This window comes from Arthrobacter sunyaminii (assembly GCF_018866305.1).
Lineage (GTDB): Bacteria > Actinomycetota > Actinomycetes > Actinomycetales > Micrococcaceae > Arthrobacter_B > Arthrobacter_B sunyaminii.
The window spans coordinates 3,011,509-3,025,090 of record NZ_CP076456.1 but is presented as its reverse complement, the minus strand read 5'-3'; the positions used below and the strand labels follow the sequence as shown (position 1 = coordinate 3,025,090).

General features: G+C 66.6%; 8 protein-coding genes and 1 pseudogene. 5 read left to right on the top strand and 4 right to left on the bottom strand.

Translation table 11 applies throughout. From position 1 onward, the window contains the following. The first annotated feature begins 11 nt into the window (after nucleotides 1-11). Together hemB and hemL are read left to right on the top strand one after the other, a co-directional pair. The gene (gene hemB, locus KG104_RS13585; protein WP_104052595.1) at nucleotides 12-995 is read left to right on the top strand and encodes a porphobilinogen synthase; all 984 of its coding nucleotides are present in this window, start codon (nucleotides 12-14) and stop codon (nucleotides 993-995) included. Further along, on the top strand, nucleotides 995-2,329 hold the full coding sequence (gene hemL, locus KG104_RS13580; RefSeq protein WP_207347959.1) for a glutamate-1-semialdehyde 2,1-aminomutase: 1,335 nt from the start codon (nucleotides 995-997) through the stop codon (nucleotides 2,327-2,329). Before hemB ends, hemL begins: the two co-directional genes overlap by 1 nt. An 81-nt stretch (nucleotides 2,330-2,410) precedes the next feature. On the opposite strand, the gene KG104_RS13575 is transcribed toward hemL, so the two are convergent. The 4 genes and pseudogenes from KG104_RS13575 to KG104_RS13560 all read right to left on the bottom strand — a co-directional run bounded on the left by KG104_RS13575 (nucleotide 2,411) and on the right by KG104_RS13560 (nucleotide 6,208). Continuing rightward, complete coding sequence (locus tag KG104_RS13575) at nucleotides 2,411-3,250, bottom strand: MetQ/NlpA family ABC transporter substrate-binding protein (RefSeq protein WP_207347960.1); 840 nt, start codon at nucleotides 3,248-3,250, stop codon at nucleotides 2,411-2,413. A 289-nt stretch (nucleotides 3,251-3,539) separates the two neighbouring features. Continuing rightward, nucleotides 3,540-4,217: pseudogene (locus KG104_RS13570) on the bottom strand (methionine ABC transporter permease); the annotation flags it as partial. After that, nucleotides 4,214-5,203 carry a methionine ABC transporter ATP-binding protein gene (locus tag KG104_RS13565; protein WP_104052591.1) on the bottom strand — a complete coding sequence of 330 codons (990 nt, stop codon included), beginning with the start codon at nucleotides 5,201-5,203 and terminating at the stop codon, nucleotides 4,214-4,216. The pseudogene KG104_RS13570 and the gene KG104_RS13565, both read right to left, overlap by 4 nt. Before the next feature lie 321 nt (nucleotides 5,204-5,524). After that, nucleotides 5,525-6,208 carry a 3'-5' exonuclease gene (locus KG104_RS13560; protein WP_207347962.1) on the bottom strand — a complete coding sequence of 228 codons (684 nt, stop codon included), beginning with the start codon at nucleotides 6,206-6,208 and terminating at the stop codon, nucleotides 5,525-5,527. 72 nt (nucleotides 6,209-6,280) lie between these two features. Between KG104_RS13560 and KG104_RS13555 the strand changes: the two genes are divergently transcribed. From KG104_RS13555 to KG104_RS13545, 3 genes are read left to right on the top strand one after another with little or no spacing between them, the layout of a single operon-like run. After that, a complete protein-coding gene (locus tag KG104_RS13555; RefSeq protein WP_207347963.1) occupies nucleotides 6,281-6,685 on the top strand; it encodes an MGMT family protein in 405 nt (134 codons plus the stop codon). Continuing rightward, nucleotides 6,682-10,005: an ATP-dependent helicase gene (locus tag KG104_RS13550; RefSeq protein ID WP_207347964.1), complete on the top strand. Its 3,324-nt coding sequence runs from the start codon at nucleotides 6,682-6,684 to the stop codon at nucleotides 10,003-10,005. The genes KG104_RS13555 and KG104_RS13550 overlap by 4 nt, the downstream gene beginning before the upstream one ends. Next, nucleotides 10,002-13,526: an ATP-dependent helicase gene (locus tag KG104_RS13545; protein ID WP_207347965.1), complete on the top strand. Its 3,525-nt coding sequence runs from the start codon at nucleotides 10,002-10,004 to the stop codon at nucleotides 13,524-13,526. Before KG104_RS13550 ends, KG104_RS13545 begins: the two co-directional genes overlap by 4 nt. Nucleotides 13,527-13,582 lie beyond the last annotated feature (56 nt).

Below are 13,582 nucleotides of genomic sequence, written 5' to 3'. Positions count from 1 at the left end.
CAGATTTATCCATGAGCTTCCCCCAGCACCGTCCCCGCCGGCTGCGCACCACACCTGCCATGAGGCGGCTGACCGCCGAATACCGGCTGGATCCGGCCGAACTGATCCTCCCCGCCTTTGTCCGCGAGGGCATCACCGAGCCCAATCCGCTCACCTCCATGCCCGGCGTCGTCCAGCACACCATGGATTCCCTGAAGAAGGCCGCCGCGGAAGCGGTTGAGCTGGGGGTGGGCGGCATCATGCTCTTCGGCATCCCCGCCGAGCGCGACGCCGTCGGCAGCGCCGGGACCGATCCGAACGGTATCCTCAACCGCGGCATAGCCGCCGTCCGCGAGGAAGTGGGCGATGACCTCGTCATCATGAGCGACGTCTGCCTGGACGAATTCACCGACCACGGGCACTGCGGCGTCCTGGACGAAAACGGCGTCGTGGACAATGACAGCACCCTGGAAATCTACGGCCGGATGGCTGTGGAGCAGGCCCGCGCCGGTGCCCACGTACTGGGCCCGTCCGGCATGATGGACGGGCAGATCGCCGTGATCCGCCATGCACTGGACACCGCCGGGTATCAGGACGTGTCCCTGTTCGCCTACGCCGCGAAGTATGCCTCGGCGTTCTACGGCCCCTTCCGCGAAGCCGTTGATTCCCAGCTCAAAGGCGACCGCAGGACCTACCAGATGGAGGCGGCCAACCGCCGCGAAGCCCTGCTGGAGGTTGAGCTGGACCTTGAAGAAGGTGCGGACATGGTAATGGTCAAGCCGGCCATGAGCTACCTCGACGTGCTGGCCGACGTGGCCGCCATGTCTCCGGTCCCGGTGGGCGCTTACCAGATCTCCGGCGAGTACGCGATGATTGAAGCTGCCGCCGCCAACGGCTGGATTGACCGCCGCCGGGCCATCGAAGAGTCCGTGCTGGGCATCAAGCGGGCCGGCGCAAACATGATTCTCACCTACTGGGCCACCGAGCTGGCGGCCTGGCTGAAGGAAAGCAAGTAATGTCCTCACCTGTCTCACCTGTCTCACCGTCGTCCAACGAAGAACTCTTTGACCGTGCCCGGGCCCTGATGCCCGGCGGCGTGAACTCCCCGGTCCGGGCCTTCGGCTCCGTAGGCGGCACGCCCAAGTTCATGGTCTCCGCCAAGGGCCCGTACATCACGGACTCCGAGGGTCGCGAGTATGTGGACCTCGTCTGCTCGTGGGGGCCCGCCCTGGTGGGCCACTCCCACCCGGACGTGCTGGCCGCGGTGCACGCCGCCGTCGACAACGGACTGTCCTTCGGTGCGTCCACCCCCGCCGAAGCCGAACTGGCGCAGCTGGTGATGGACCGGGTGCCGGGCGTGAAGCGCCTGCGCATGGTCTCCACCGGCACCGAAGCCACCATGACCGCCATCCGGCTGGCCCGCGGCTACACCGGCCGCAACCTGGTCATCAAGTTCGCCGGTTGCTACCACGGCCACCTGGACGGGCTGCTGGCCTCTGCCGGCTCCGGCCTGGCCACCCTGGCCCTGCCCGGGTCCGCCGGCGTCACCGAAGCCACCGCCGCTGAAACGCTGGTGCTGCCGTACAACGATGTGGATGCGGTCGAAAAGGCCTTCGCTGAGCACGGCGCGAACATTGCCGCCGTCATCACCGAGGCAGCGCCCGCAAACATGGGCGTGGTGACCCCGGAGCCGGGATTCAACGCCGCCCTGTCCCGCATCACCGCAGAAAACGGCGCCCTGCTCATCCTGGACGAGGTCCTCACCGGGTTCCGTACCGGACCAGCCGGCTACTGGGGCCTGACCGGCGCGAAGGAAGGCTGGACGCCGGACCTGTTCACCTTCGGCAAGGTCATTGGCGGCGGGATGCCCGTGGCCGCACTGGGCGGCCGCGCCGACGTGATGGACTACCTGGCTCCGCTGGGCCCGGTCTACCAGGCAGGTACCCTGTCGGGTAACCCAATCGCCATGGCCGCCGGTGTCGCCACGCTGAAGGCTGCCACCGCAGAGGTCTATGCCACTGTGGATGCCCGCAGCGCCGAGCTCTCCGCCGCGGTTTCCGCTGCACTGACTGACGCCGGCGTGGACCACAGCATCCAGCGAGCCGGAAACCTGTTCAGCGTTGCCTTCGGCACCTCGGACACGGGCGTGCATAACTACGAGCAGGCCCAGGCGCAGGAGTCCTTCCGGTATAAGCCGTTCTTCCACTCGATGCTGGAGAGCGGCGTGTACCTGCCGCCGTCGGTCTTCGAGGCCTGGTTCCTGTCCGGCGCGCACGACGACGCCGCCATGGAACGCATCTACGCTGCGCTTCCGGCGGCCGCCAAGGCTGCGGCTGACGCACAGCCGTAACGGCCCGAGCCACGAAAAACCCCGCCTCTTCCTTTCGGGAGGGGCGGGGTTTTTCGTTGTTCAGCGGGCGGCAGTCAGTGCCTAGAAAGCAGCAGTGACGTCACCGTTGGGCCAGGTTTCCTCGATGAAGGAAGAGACCTCGGGGGAGTGGAGCAGCTCTTCGAGCTTGTCGATGCGGGCGTCCTTGTTGCCGGTCTTCCAGGCCAGGAAGTTGGCGTACGGGTTCTCTTCGACGGATTCCACCAGCAGGGCGTCGTCGGTGCTCAGGCCGGCGGCCAGGATGTAGTTGCCGTTCAGAATGGCCAGGTCCACGGTGGGATCGCTGAGGTCATTGACCAGCAGTTCCGGCTGGTTCTCAACGAAGTCCAGTCCCTTGGGGTTCTGCTCGTCCGTCAGGGCCAGCACCGAAGCGTCGTCTTCAACGTTCTCCAGCAGGCCGGCTTCTTCCAGCAGCGTCAGCGCGCGGGCCTGGTTCGAAGGGTCGTTGGTGATGGCCACGCGGGCGCCGTCGCCGACGGCGGAGATGTCCTCATGCTTTTCGGAGAAGACGGCGTACGGCTCCACATGGACGCCGGCGCCGTGCTCAAAGTCGTAGCCCTGGGACTCGACCTGGGACTCGAAGTACGGCAGGTGCTGGTAGTAGTTCGCGTCCAGCGAGCCGTCATCCAGGGCGATGTTCGGAGTGACGTAGTCGTCGAATTCCTTGATTTCCAGCTCGAGGCCGGCATCGGCCGCCAGATTGTCGGCGACGTACTGGAGGATCTGCGCGTGCGGCAGCGGGCTGGCACCCACCGTCAGGGTTACCGGGTTTGCCGGATCCAGACTGTCAACGGATTCGCTGGAGGTGTCGGAGCCTCCGCAGGCGGACAGCGCCAGGGCAGCGGCCACACCGGTGGCAACGAGAGTCAGTGATTTACGCATCGGGTGCGTTCCTTTCAGGGAACCCGGGCCGGAAGACATCCAACCCGGACAGTGGGCAGCTAGCGGCTACTGGCTGCAGATTCCGGTCCGGACCGCGGCCGGCAAGGCAGCGGGACGGCGGGAAAAACTTCAATGGTCAGCGGCGGATGTCCGCTGTGTCCTGGACGCTGCGGCCGGGGACGTGGTCCGGGCCGGCGGGCGGCGCAACAACGCTGACATCGAGGGCAGCGGCACCGGGGGCGCCGGCGGCAGCGGTCCGGCGGCGGCGCCTGGCACCGCCGTCGGCCGAGCGGTGATCCACGCGGCGGGCCACCATGTCGCCGGCAATCTGGATGACCTGGACAATGGCCACGATCACGATGATGGTGACGATCATGACGCCGCTGTCGAAGCGCTGGACACCGTAGTTGTAGGCCAGCCGGCCCAGCCCGCCGCCGCCCACGATGCCGGCCATGGCGGAGTAGCCCACCAGGGTGACCATCGTGGTGGTCAGCGCGGCAACCAGTCCCGGCATCGCTTCCGGAAGCAGGACCTTGGAGACGATCTGCATCTTCGTGGACCCCATGACCAGGGCGGCATCGATTTTGCCGCCTGACACATCACGCAGCGCGGTTTCCACCAGCCGGGCGAAGAAGGGGATGGTGCCGATGCTCAGGGCCACGCAGGCGGCGATCGGTCCGATGGAGGTGCCGGTGATGATGCGGGCCAGCGGGATCAGCGTCACCATCAGGATGGCGAACGGAATGGAACGGGTGATGTTCACGATGACGCCGCTGACAATCCGGTTGGTGACGGGCAGCGGGCGCAGGCCTCCGGGTGCACTGGTGTGCAGGAAAATACCCAGCGGAAGGCCGATGAGCAGCGTGACAAGGCCGGAGATGCCCACCATCTGCAGGGTTTCCAGAATGGATTCCGGCAAAGCCTTGGTGATTCCGGGATTGTCCAAAAGTTCGGTCAGGAAGTTCATGCGGCCACCTCCACGGCAACGCCCTGGTCGGCGAGATAGTCGGTTACGGCGGTCATGTCCGTATGGACGTCGAGCTGGATGCGCAGTCGTCCGAAGCGCCTGCCTGCCAGGGTTTCAACGCTTCCCGCGAGGACGTTCACATCAGTGTCGAAGCGGCGGGTCAATGCCGAGAGCACCGGTTCCGTGGCGTTGCCGCCCGTGAGCAGCAGCTCCAGGACCGGTCCGGTGGGATCCCCGGGCAAAAGGGGAGTGGCGGGCAGCGGAATCAGCGCCTTGGCCAGCCGGCCGCCGAGGTTGGAAGCGACCTCGTTCAGCGGTCCGTGCTCGGCAACCCGCCCTGCTTCGAGCAGGGAGACGGAATCGCAGATGCGTTTCACGACGTTCATTTCATGGGTGATGATCAGAACCGTCAGTCCCAGCCGGTGCGAGAGGTCCGAGATCAGGTCCAGGATGTCATCGGTGGTGCCGGGGTCCAGGGCCGAGGTGGGCTCGTCGCACAGCAGGATGTCCGGATCAGAGGCCAGGGCGCGGGCAATGCCAACGCGCTGTTTCTGGCCGCCGGACAGTTGTGCGGGATAAGCACCCGCGAAGCTTTCCAGTCCCACCAGGCGCAGGAGATCGGACACCTTGTCCTGGATGACCTGCTTCTTGGCGCCGGCCAGCTCCAAAGGATGCGCGATGTTCGCTGCTGCCGTGCGGGAATCCATCAGGTTGGCGTGCTGGAAAACCATGCCGATGCGGCGCCGGGCGCTGCGGATTTCGGAGTCCTTGACCGCGGTCAGCTCCCGCCCGTCGATGGTGACCGAGCCCGACGTCGGACGGTCCAGCAGGGTGAGGCATCTCACCAGGGTGGACTTGCCGGCACCGGAATGCCCGATGATCCCGTGGATGGATCCCTTCGGCACGCTCAGGCTGACGCCGTCGAGCGCAGTGACGTCTCGGTCGCCCTGGCGGTAGACCTTGCGCAGGTCGGTAACTGTGATCATTGATCCTCGTGGTCTGTGTATTGGTGCTGGTCAGCGGGCGGTTGCCGGGCGCGGAAAGTACCGGGCACGTCTGGGTGCCGGCCAACCGGGTGGTGTCTGCCAATCACGTGGCACAAGACGCCGGATCCCTGCGAGATGCCCTGCCACGGGGTCTCCGGGTCGCGCCTGGGGCGCCATCAGCGCCTAACACAGCTGTCAGTATCTCACGCAGGGGGCTACTGACTCGATTCGGGGCGGACAGTGTGAAGCAGGCTTCCAATATGTTTCGTAACGTGACGCGGGGTTGCTGCCGGACACGGGGATGTCCGGGAAGGCGGGGTGTCAGCTGCGCGCGGGCCACGTGCCGTCCACCACGGCGGATGGATCCTTGCGCCGCAGGTACTCCTGGAAACTGGCTGCCTGTTCACGGGCCCAGTTGACCTGTGCCTCATGCAGCAGTGTTGCTTCGCGGTGCAGCACGGGGAACTTGCCGGCCATGGCCCGGGCAACCCCGATCGTGGCCATGACATCAGCGGCTGAAGTGTGCGCGTTCTCGAAGCCGACGCCGTAGTGTTCCGTCAGCGCCGTCAACGTACGCTTTCCGCGGCGGTAACGGTCCACCTGCTTGTCCAGGATGTACGGATCGATGACGGGGGCAGGGGCCGGCGGTGTCAGCCCGAACCGCTCGCACTCCCGGTTCAGGACGGTGAAGTCATAGGAGGCGTTGAACGCCAGGACCGGGATGCCCGCAGCGAAGAGGCTTCCCAGCACTCCGGCAATTTCAGCGCAAACCTCGGCCGCGGGCTGCCCCTGTGCACGGGCGTGTTCGGTGCTGATGCCGTGGATGGCGGCAGCCTCGGCGGGAATGTCCTCTTCCACAGCGGAAAGCCACTCATGGTGCTTCAGGACTTCCCCCTGACCGTTGACCAAAATGATGGAAGCGGTGACGATGCGTGCGGTCTGCGGGTCGCGGCCGGTGGTCTCAAGATCAAAGGCCGCGTGGGGGAGTTCATGCCAGCTGTTCATGAAATAAACGTACCGTTGGGCACTGACATTCCAAGATTCCGGTACGCCGGGCGCTCGGCTTACGCTGGTCATATGCGCAATGACTACGTCGAAGCCGTGCGCTCAGTGGTTGAGCTGATACCGCCCGCACATGTCCTCTCCTACGGGGATGTGGCCGAAATCCTCAGCCACGGCGGTCCGCGCCAGGTGGGTGCCGTCCTGTCCCGTCACGGAGCCGGCCTGCCCTGGTGGCGCGTGATCCGCGCCGGCGGTGAACCTCCCCGGTGCCACGGCCGGCGCGCCTGGGAGCATTACGCGGCCGAAGGTACCCCCGTGACGGGGACCCCGGACGACGACGGCGGCGGCTACCGGGTGCGGATCGGCGCAGCACGGTGGTCCCCCTCGGAAACGGATTGGGCCGTCTTCGAGGTCCTGCGCGCCGGGCTGGGCGGCATTGGGCCGGAAGTGTCGGCGGGACGTGATGAAGTAGAGACATGAGCGTAAAACTGCATTTGGTGGGGCCCTCCGCGGCAACCGCACAGGCCCCGGAATTGACGCCGGACCAGCAGGCGGTCGTGGACCTGCCCGCCGGCAGCGGACCCGTCCTGGTGCTGGGCGCTCCCGGCACCGGCAAGTCCACGGTTCTGGTGGAAGCGGCCGTTGCCCGGATCAGCCGCGGACTCGATCCCGCGGGACTGCTCCTGCTGGCCCCCACGCGCCTGGCCGCCGCGGCGCTGCGCGATGCGCTGTCCGCGAGGCTGCAGGGCACCCTGAGCACGTCTCCGGCCCGCACCTGGGCTTCCTACGCCTTTGATCTGATTCGGCGGGCCAAAGCCGAAGGCCGGTTGCCTTACATCACGCGGGCACCCAAGCTGCTGTCGGGCGCCGAACAGGACGTCATCATCAAGGAACTGCTGGAGGGGCACGGCCAGCAGGGGATCCCCGCCCTGCCGTGGCCTGAGTCCCTGGACCTGGCCCTGCCCACGCGGGGTTTTCGGCAGGAGATCCGGCAGCTGTTTGACCGCATTATCGAGTACGGCATCTCCTCGGAGCGGGTGGCGGATCTGGGCCGCCGGCACAACCGGCCGGACTGGGTGGCCGCGGCTGCCCTGTATGCGGAGTACCGTGACGTCCTGGATATCCGGATGCCGGAGGCCTTTGACCCGGCGGGCATCATCACCAGCGCGCTGCAGATCCTGGAGAATGATCCCGAGTTCCTGGCTGCCGAACGGGCCCGCTTCCAGCTCATTCTCGTGGATGACCTGCAGGAAGCAAACCCGGCCATCCACGCCCTGCTGGGACTGCTCGCCGGAGGCGGGGACGCCGTGGTCACCGCGTGCCCCGACACCGTTGTGCAGGGCTTCCGCGGAGCCCGCCCCGACCTGCTGGGTCAACTCTCCGACATCTTGGGCGAGGGGCTGCAGACGTTTGTGCTGTCCGGACAGCACCGGCTTACCGGTTCCATTGCCACAGCCTGGCTCCGGACGGCATCGCGCATTTCGGTGGTCGGGCAGCTGCCCCGTTACCGGGCTGCTGTTCTTCCCGCCGCTGATCTTCCCGTTACCGGGCCGGAGGAACCGGCAGAGGGTGCAGTTTCGGACGAGGTACCGGTTGACGCGGTGGTTTCCGGCCGGGCTGAGGCACACGTCGTCGATTCGCCCATGCATGAACTGCGCTACATAGCCCAGCGCATCCTCCAGGCACAGCTGCTGGACGGGCGCAGGCTCGAAGACATGGCCGTGATCGTCCGCACCGGAGGCCAGCTGGCCCGGATCCAGCGGTACCTCAGCGGCCAGGGCATCGACGTCAAAGTGCCCGTTGCGGAAAAGGCGGTGCGCGATGAAGCCGCGGTGCGGCCGCTGCTGGACGCTTTCGCCGTCGTCCTGAATCCGGACCTGCTGACGCCCGAATCGGCCGTTGCCCTGCTGACTTCGCGGATCGGCGGCGCCAGCTCGATTGAACTGCGCCGGCTGCGCCAGGCACTGCGGCGGGAAGAAGTCCGCAGCGGAGGCGGGCGCACCAGCGATGTCCTGCTGGTGGAGGCGCTGCTGGACCCGCTGTCGCCCAGCGGCCTGGCGCTCGCAGGATTGTCGTGGGAAGCACGGGCAGCCCAGCGGCTGGCCGCCATGCTGCGCGCCGGGCGCACCGCGGCGGATCAGCCCGGTGCCACAGCTGAAACAGTGCTCTGGGCCCTGTGGTCAGCCTCGGGCTGGTCCAAAAAGTGGGCTGAAGCGGCGCTCTCCGGAGGGGCCTCCGGGGCACGGGCCGACCGGGATCTGGATGCCATCATGGCGCTGTTCCAGACCGCTGAACGCTACGTTGACCAGTTGCCGGGCTCCACGCCGGCCCAGTTTCTCGACTACCTGACCAGCTCCGAACTGCCGATGGATACCCTGGCCGCCCGTGCCCAGCGCCGCGATGCCGTGGAACTGCTGACACCGGCCAGCGCTGCGGGGCGGGAATGGCCCATGGTCATTGTTGCCGGCGTGCAGGACGGAGTCTGGCCCAATCTCCGGCTCCGCGGAGAGTTGCTGGGCAGCGGAGACCTGGTGGCGGCCGTTGAGCACGGTGACGGCTTTGCCAGGCACCGCAGCCCGCAAACACTGATGCACGCCACCCGGCACGATGAGCTGCGCAGCTTTTCCACCGCCGTCTCGCGTGCCCGCGATCTGCTGATCTGCACAGCGGTGTCCTCGGATGATGAACAGCCCTCCCCGTTCCTGGACCTGGTGGAACCGTTGCCGCCCGAAGCGATGAAACGGGAACGCACCGAGGTCCTGCGTCCGCTCACCCTGCGCTCCCTGGTGGCGGAGCTGCGGGCCCATGCGCAGCAGCGGGAGGAAAAACCGGAACTCGCCCGTGAGGCAGTCCATCATCTGGGCACCATGCTTAACCACCCCGTGCGGGTGCCCGGTGCTGCGCCGTCCGAGTGGTGGGGGCTGGCGCCCCTGTCCACGGACGCCCCGGTGATTCCCGAGGAAACTCCTATTCCGGTTTCGCCGTCCAAGGTTGACGCTGTGCTGAAATCCCCGCTGAGCTGGTTTGTGTCCGCTGCGGGCGGGGAGCAGGCCACCGACTTCGCCCGTTCCCTGGGCACCCTGGTGCATCAAATCGCCCAGGACCTGCCGGACGCCTCAGGCAGCGAATACGTCGCGGAACTCCAGCGGCGCTGGCCGGCCCTGGGCATGAAGGACAACTGGGAAGGCAAAGTGGATTTCAAGCGCGCCGAAACCATGGTGCGAAAACTCGCCGAGTACGTCATCAAGATGCGGCCGCAAGGCCGCTCCCTGGTGGATGTGGAACGGGACTTCGCCGCGGAAATCCCGGTGGAAATCCGCGGACAGGAACGGACCGCCCTGCTGCGCGGGCAGATCGACAGGCTGGAGATCGACGCCGAGGGCAGGCTGTTCATCGTTGACCTCAAAACGGGAAAGTCTGCCCCCAAGAAGGACGAACTCGAAGGACACCCGCAGCTTGCGGCCTATCAGGAAGCCGTCCGGGAAGGTGCCGTCGCCCGGGAAAAGCCTGAGGAAGGGGACGCCCCCGCGGCGAAGCCTGCTGCGCCGTCGTCCCTGCCCGGCGGGGCGGCACTGGTTCAGCTGGGCACCACCAACAAGGGAGTGTCCGTGCAGGAGCAGGAACCGCTGGACCCCGAAGACACCCGGGCGCAGGACATGATCCGGACGGCGGCGGCGCTGATGTCCGATTCCACCTTTGACACCGTGCATGACCCCACACGCAGCGGATTCGGCGGCCACGGCTGCCGTCTTCCGGAAATCTGCCCGCTCTGCCCCGAAGGAAAGCAGGTCACCGAATGAGTGCCTCCCTGAGTGAAACCCTGCCTCCCGAGGTTCCCGGCACCCCCCGGTATTCGGCCCGCGAGCTGGCTGAAATGCTGCACACCGATCCGAAGAACCCGGTGCAGTACCCCACCGATGACCAGATCGGCATCATCGAAGCGCCCCTGGAACCCCTGCTCGTCATTGCCGGTGCCGGCTCGGGCAAGACCAAAACCATGGCCGACCGGGTGGTGTGGCTGGTGGCGAATCAGCTGGTGCGCCCGGAACAAATCCTGGGCGTGACGTTTACGCGCAAGGCGGCGGGAGAGCTGGAAACCCGCATCCGGCAGCGGCTGGACCTGCTGCACCGGGTCCTTTCGGTGGGCACTGCCGATCCGGGCCTGATTCCGCCGGGAACCGACCCCGACGAAAGCGCCGACGCCCGGCTGGATCCCACCGTGTCCACTTACCATTCCTACGCGAACGGCATCGTCAACGACTACGGTCTGCGCCTGGGCGTGGAACGGGATTCCGTGATGCTCGGCGGAGCCCAGTCCTGGCAGCTGGCCACCGAAGTGGTGGAGGCCTACACCGGAGAGTTTGAACATTTCACGGCCGCCAAGTCCACCCTGGTCAACGGCGTGCTGCAGATGGCCAGCGAATGCGCCGAACACCTGCAGACCCCCGGTGACGTTCGGGAGCACCTGGCGGCCCATCTCGCCGTCGTTTCCGGGCTGCCCTACCAGGCTGGCAAAACCAAGGCCGCAACCGCAGCGGTGCAGAAGCTGATGGACCGGCTGCGCACCCGCATCTCCGTTACGGAACTGGTCGAGAACTACCGCAGGGCCAAATCCGAGCGCCGGCAGCTGGACTTCGGTGACCTGGTGGAACTGGCGGCCAGGATCGCCGCCACCATCCCCGAGGCCGTTGAAATGGAGCGGGCAAAGTACAAGGTGGTCCTCCTTGATGAATTCCAGGACACCTCCCACGCCCAAATGGTGCTGTTTTCCCAACTGTTCGGCGACGGCCGTGCCGTGACAGCCGTGGGAGATCCGCATCAGTCCATCTACGGTTTCCGCGGCGCATCCGCCGGTCAGCTGGGTACGTTCCGTGACCAGTTCCCGCTATTCCTGCCCGACGGTTCCCGGGCACTGGCGCCGGTAGCTAATCTGTCGGTGGCGTGGCGCAACTCAACCTCCATCCTCGCCACCGCCAACGCCGTCTCGGCACCCCTGAACACCACCGCACCGTGGCTGAAACACCAGAGGCTGCCGCACGTTCCCGAACTGCAGGCCAAGCCGCGGGCACCGTTGGGCGAGGTCCATCTCGGGCGTTACCTGACGGACGTCTCCGTACCCGGGACCGGAGATGCTGAAGACATCCCGGGCGAAGCCGACGCCGTGGCCGAACAGATCCTGCTCCACCGCCGAGGGCGGTTCGAAAAGGACGACGCAGGCAAGGAGCTCCAGCCCACCATGGCCGTCCTGTGCCGCGGGCGCAAACAGTTCGGCCCCATCCGGGAGGCACTCGAAGCGCGCGGAATTCCAGTGCAGATCGTGGGCCTTGGCGGTCTGCTGTCCACGCCTGAAGTGGTGGATCTTCTGGCCGTCCTGCGTGTCCTGGGCGACCCCGGACGCTCGGACTCAATGCTGCGGATCCTGGCCGGAGCACGCTGGCGGATTGGTCCCGCAGACCTGATGGCACTGGCCGACTGGTCGCGGCACCTCGTCCGGGTCCGGGAGCGCGCTATGTCCGTGGCTGATGCAGCGGACGTCCACCGTCCCGATGAGGCGCCGGACGGCACCGAAACCGTGGTGGAAGCGGACATGGCGGAAGCCGGTTCCCTGGTGGAAGCCGTTGATGCGCTTCCGCGCCCGGATTGGGTATCCAACGCCGGCCGGTCCATTTCCGCGGAAGGGCTGCGCCGGCTGACCCTGCTGCGCGACGAACTGCGGGACCTGCGCAGCTATGTCGGCGAAGACCTCACCACTCTGATCGGCGAGGTTGAGCGCCGGATCCTGCTGGACATCGAAGTGGCAGCCAAGCCCGGCGTCACCATTCACGAGTCGCGGCGGAACCTGGATGCCTTCGTGGACGCAGCAGCCACCTTCAGTGCGTCGAGCGACAGGGTGGACCTCATGGCCTTCCTGGCGTGGCTGGAGGCTGCCAACGAGGAAGAAAACGGACTGCCTGTCACACAGCTCGAAGCCAGCCGCGACGCCGTGCAGCTGCTGACCGTCCATGCTTCCAAGGGACTGGAATGGGACGTTGTGGTGGTTCCGGGATTGAACGAGGGCCAGTTCCCCAATGACCGTGATTCGCGCTGGAGCAGCGGGGAAGGCGCCATTCCCTGGCCCCTGCGGGGGGACGCCCCCGATCTTCCGCAGTGGGACTGGGAGCAGGAGGATCAGAAGGGCTGGGTGGACAGCGAGAAGGCCTTCAGCGAAGACGCGCGCGGACACGCGGAGCGTGAAGAACGCCGTCTGGCCTACGTTGCCTTTACCCGGGCCAAATATGTGTTGATCTGTACCTCCAGTGCGTGGGGAGGCGGGCGGTCCAAACCGACGGCGGTCTCCCGCTATCTCCAGGACCTGTACGACCTCGGAAAGGCCGGAGCTCCCGGATTCCATCTCCTGTCATGGGTGGACGAGGGGAACGAAGGGACCTCCAACCCGGCCAATGCCGACGTCCAGCGCCGGAGCTGGCCCGTCGATCCGCTGGGGGAGCGGCGCGCAGATATGCAGGCTGCTGCAGCGGCAGTCCTCGGCGCAGCGGCCCGGCAGTCGGGACGGGTGGGGCAGTCGGAGATCGACATCCTCACAGGCGCGGATGCCCTTCCGGAGGAGGAACCCCGGGAGTCGTCCGGCAGCGTGTTTGAACCCACTCGATGGGCAAAAGAGGTGGAGCTCGTCCTGGCCCGGCACCGCCCGCCCAACGAGGTGGTGGAAGTTGAACTGCCCGCCCACATTTCCGCCTCCCTGCTGGTGGATCTGAAAGACGATCCCCAGGAAGTCACCCGGCAGCTGCGGCGTCCCGTACCGCGGGAGCCGGGCATGGCGGCGCGCAAGGGAACGGCGTTCCATGCCTGGGTTGAGGAGTTCTTCGGGACCAGCGGCATGCTGGACATCGACGAGCACCCCGGCGCAGCCGACGCCTACGTGGACGAGGCTTATCAGCTCGAAGACATGATCGCCACGTTCGAGGCTTCGCCCTGGGCACGGCGTACTCCGGCCTTCATCGAAGTGCCGGTGGAAACCCGGGTGGACACGGTGGTGGTGCGCGGACGCATCGACGCCGTCTTCCAGGATGCCGACGGAACCTGGGACCTTATCGACTGGAAAACCGGAGCGCCGCCGTCCAAGGACAAGCTGGACATCCGCTCGGTCCAGTTGGCGGTGTACCGGCTGGCGTGGGCCCGACTGAAGCAGGTGCCGCTGGAGAAGGTCAACGCCGCGTTCTATTACGTGGCAGCCGACAAGCTCATTCGTCCCTTCAACCTGCTGGGGGAGAAGGAATTGGAGGACATCATCCGATCGGCGAATTCTTCGGACCGGAACTGATCCCGGACAACGGAGGTGCCGCCGCCCCGGTGAAGGGGCGGCGGCACCTCTGTTAT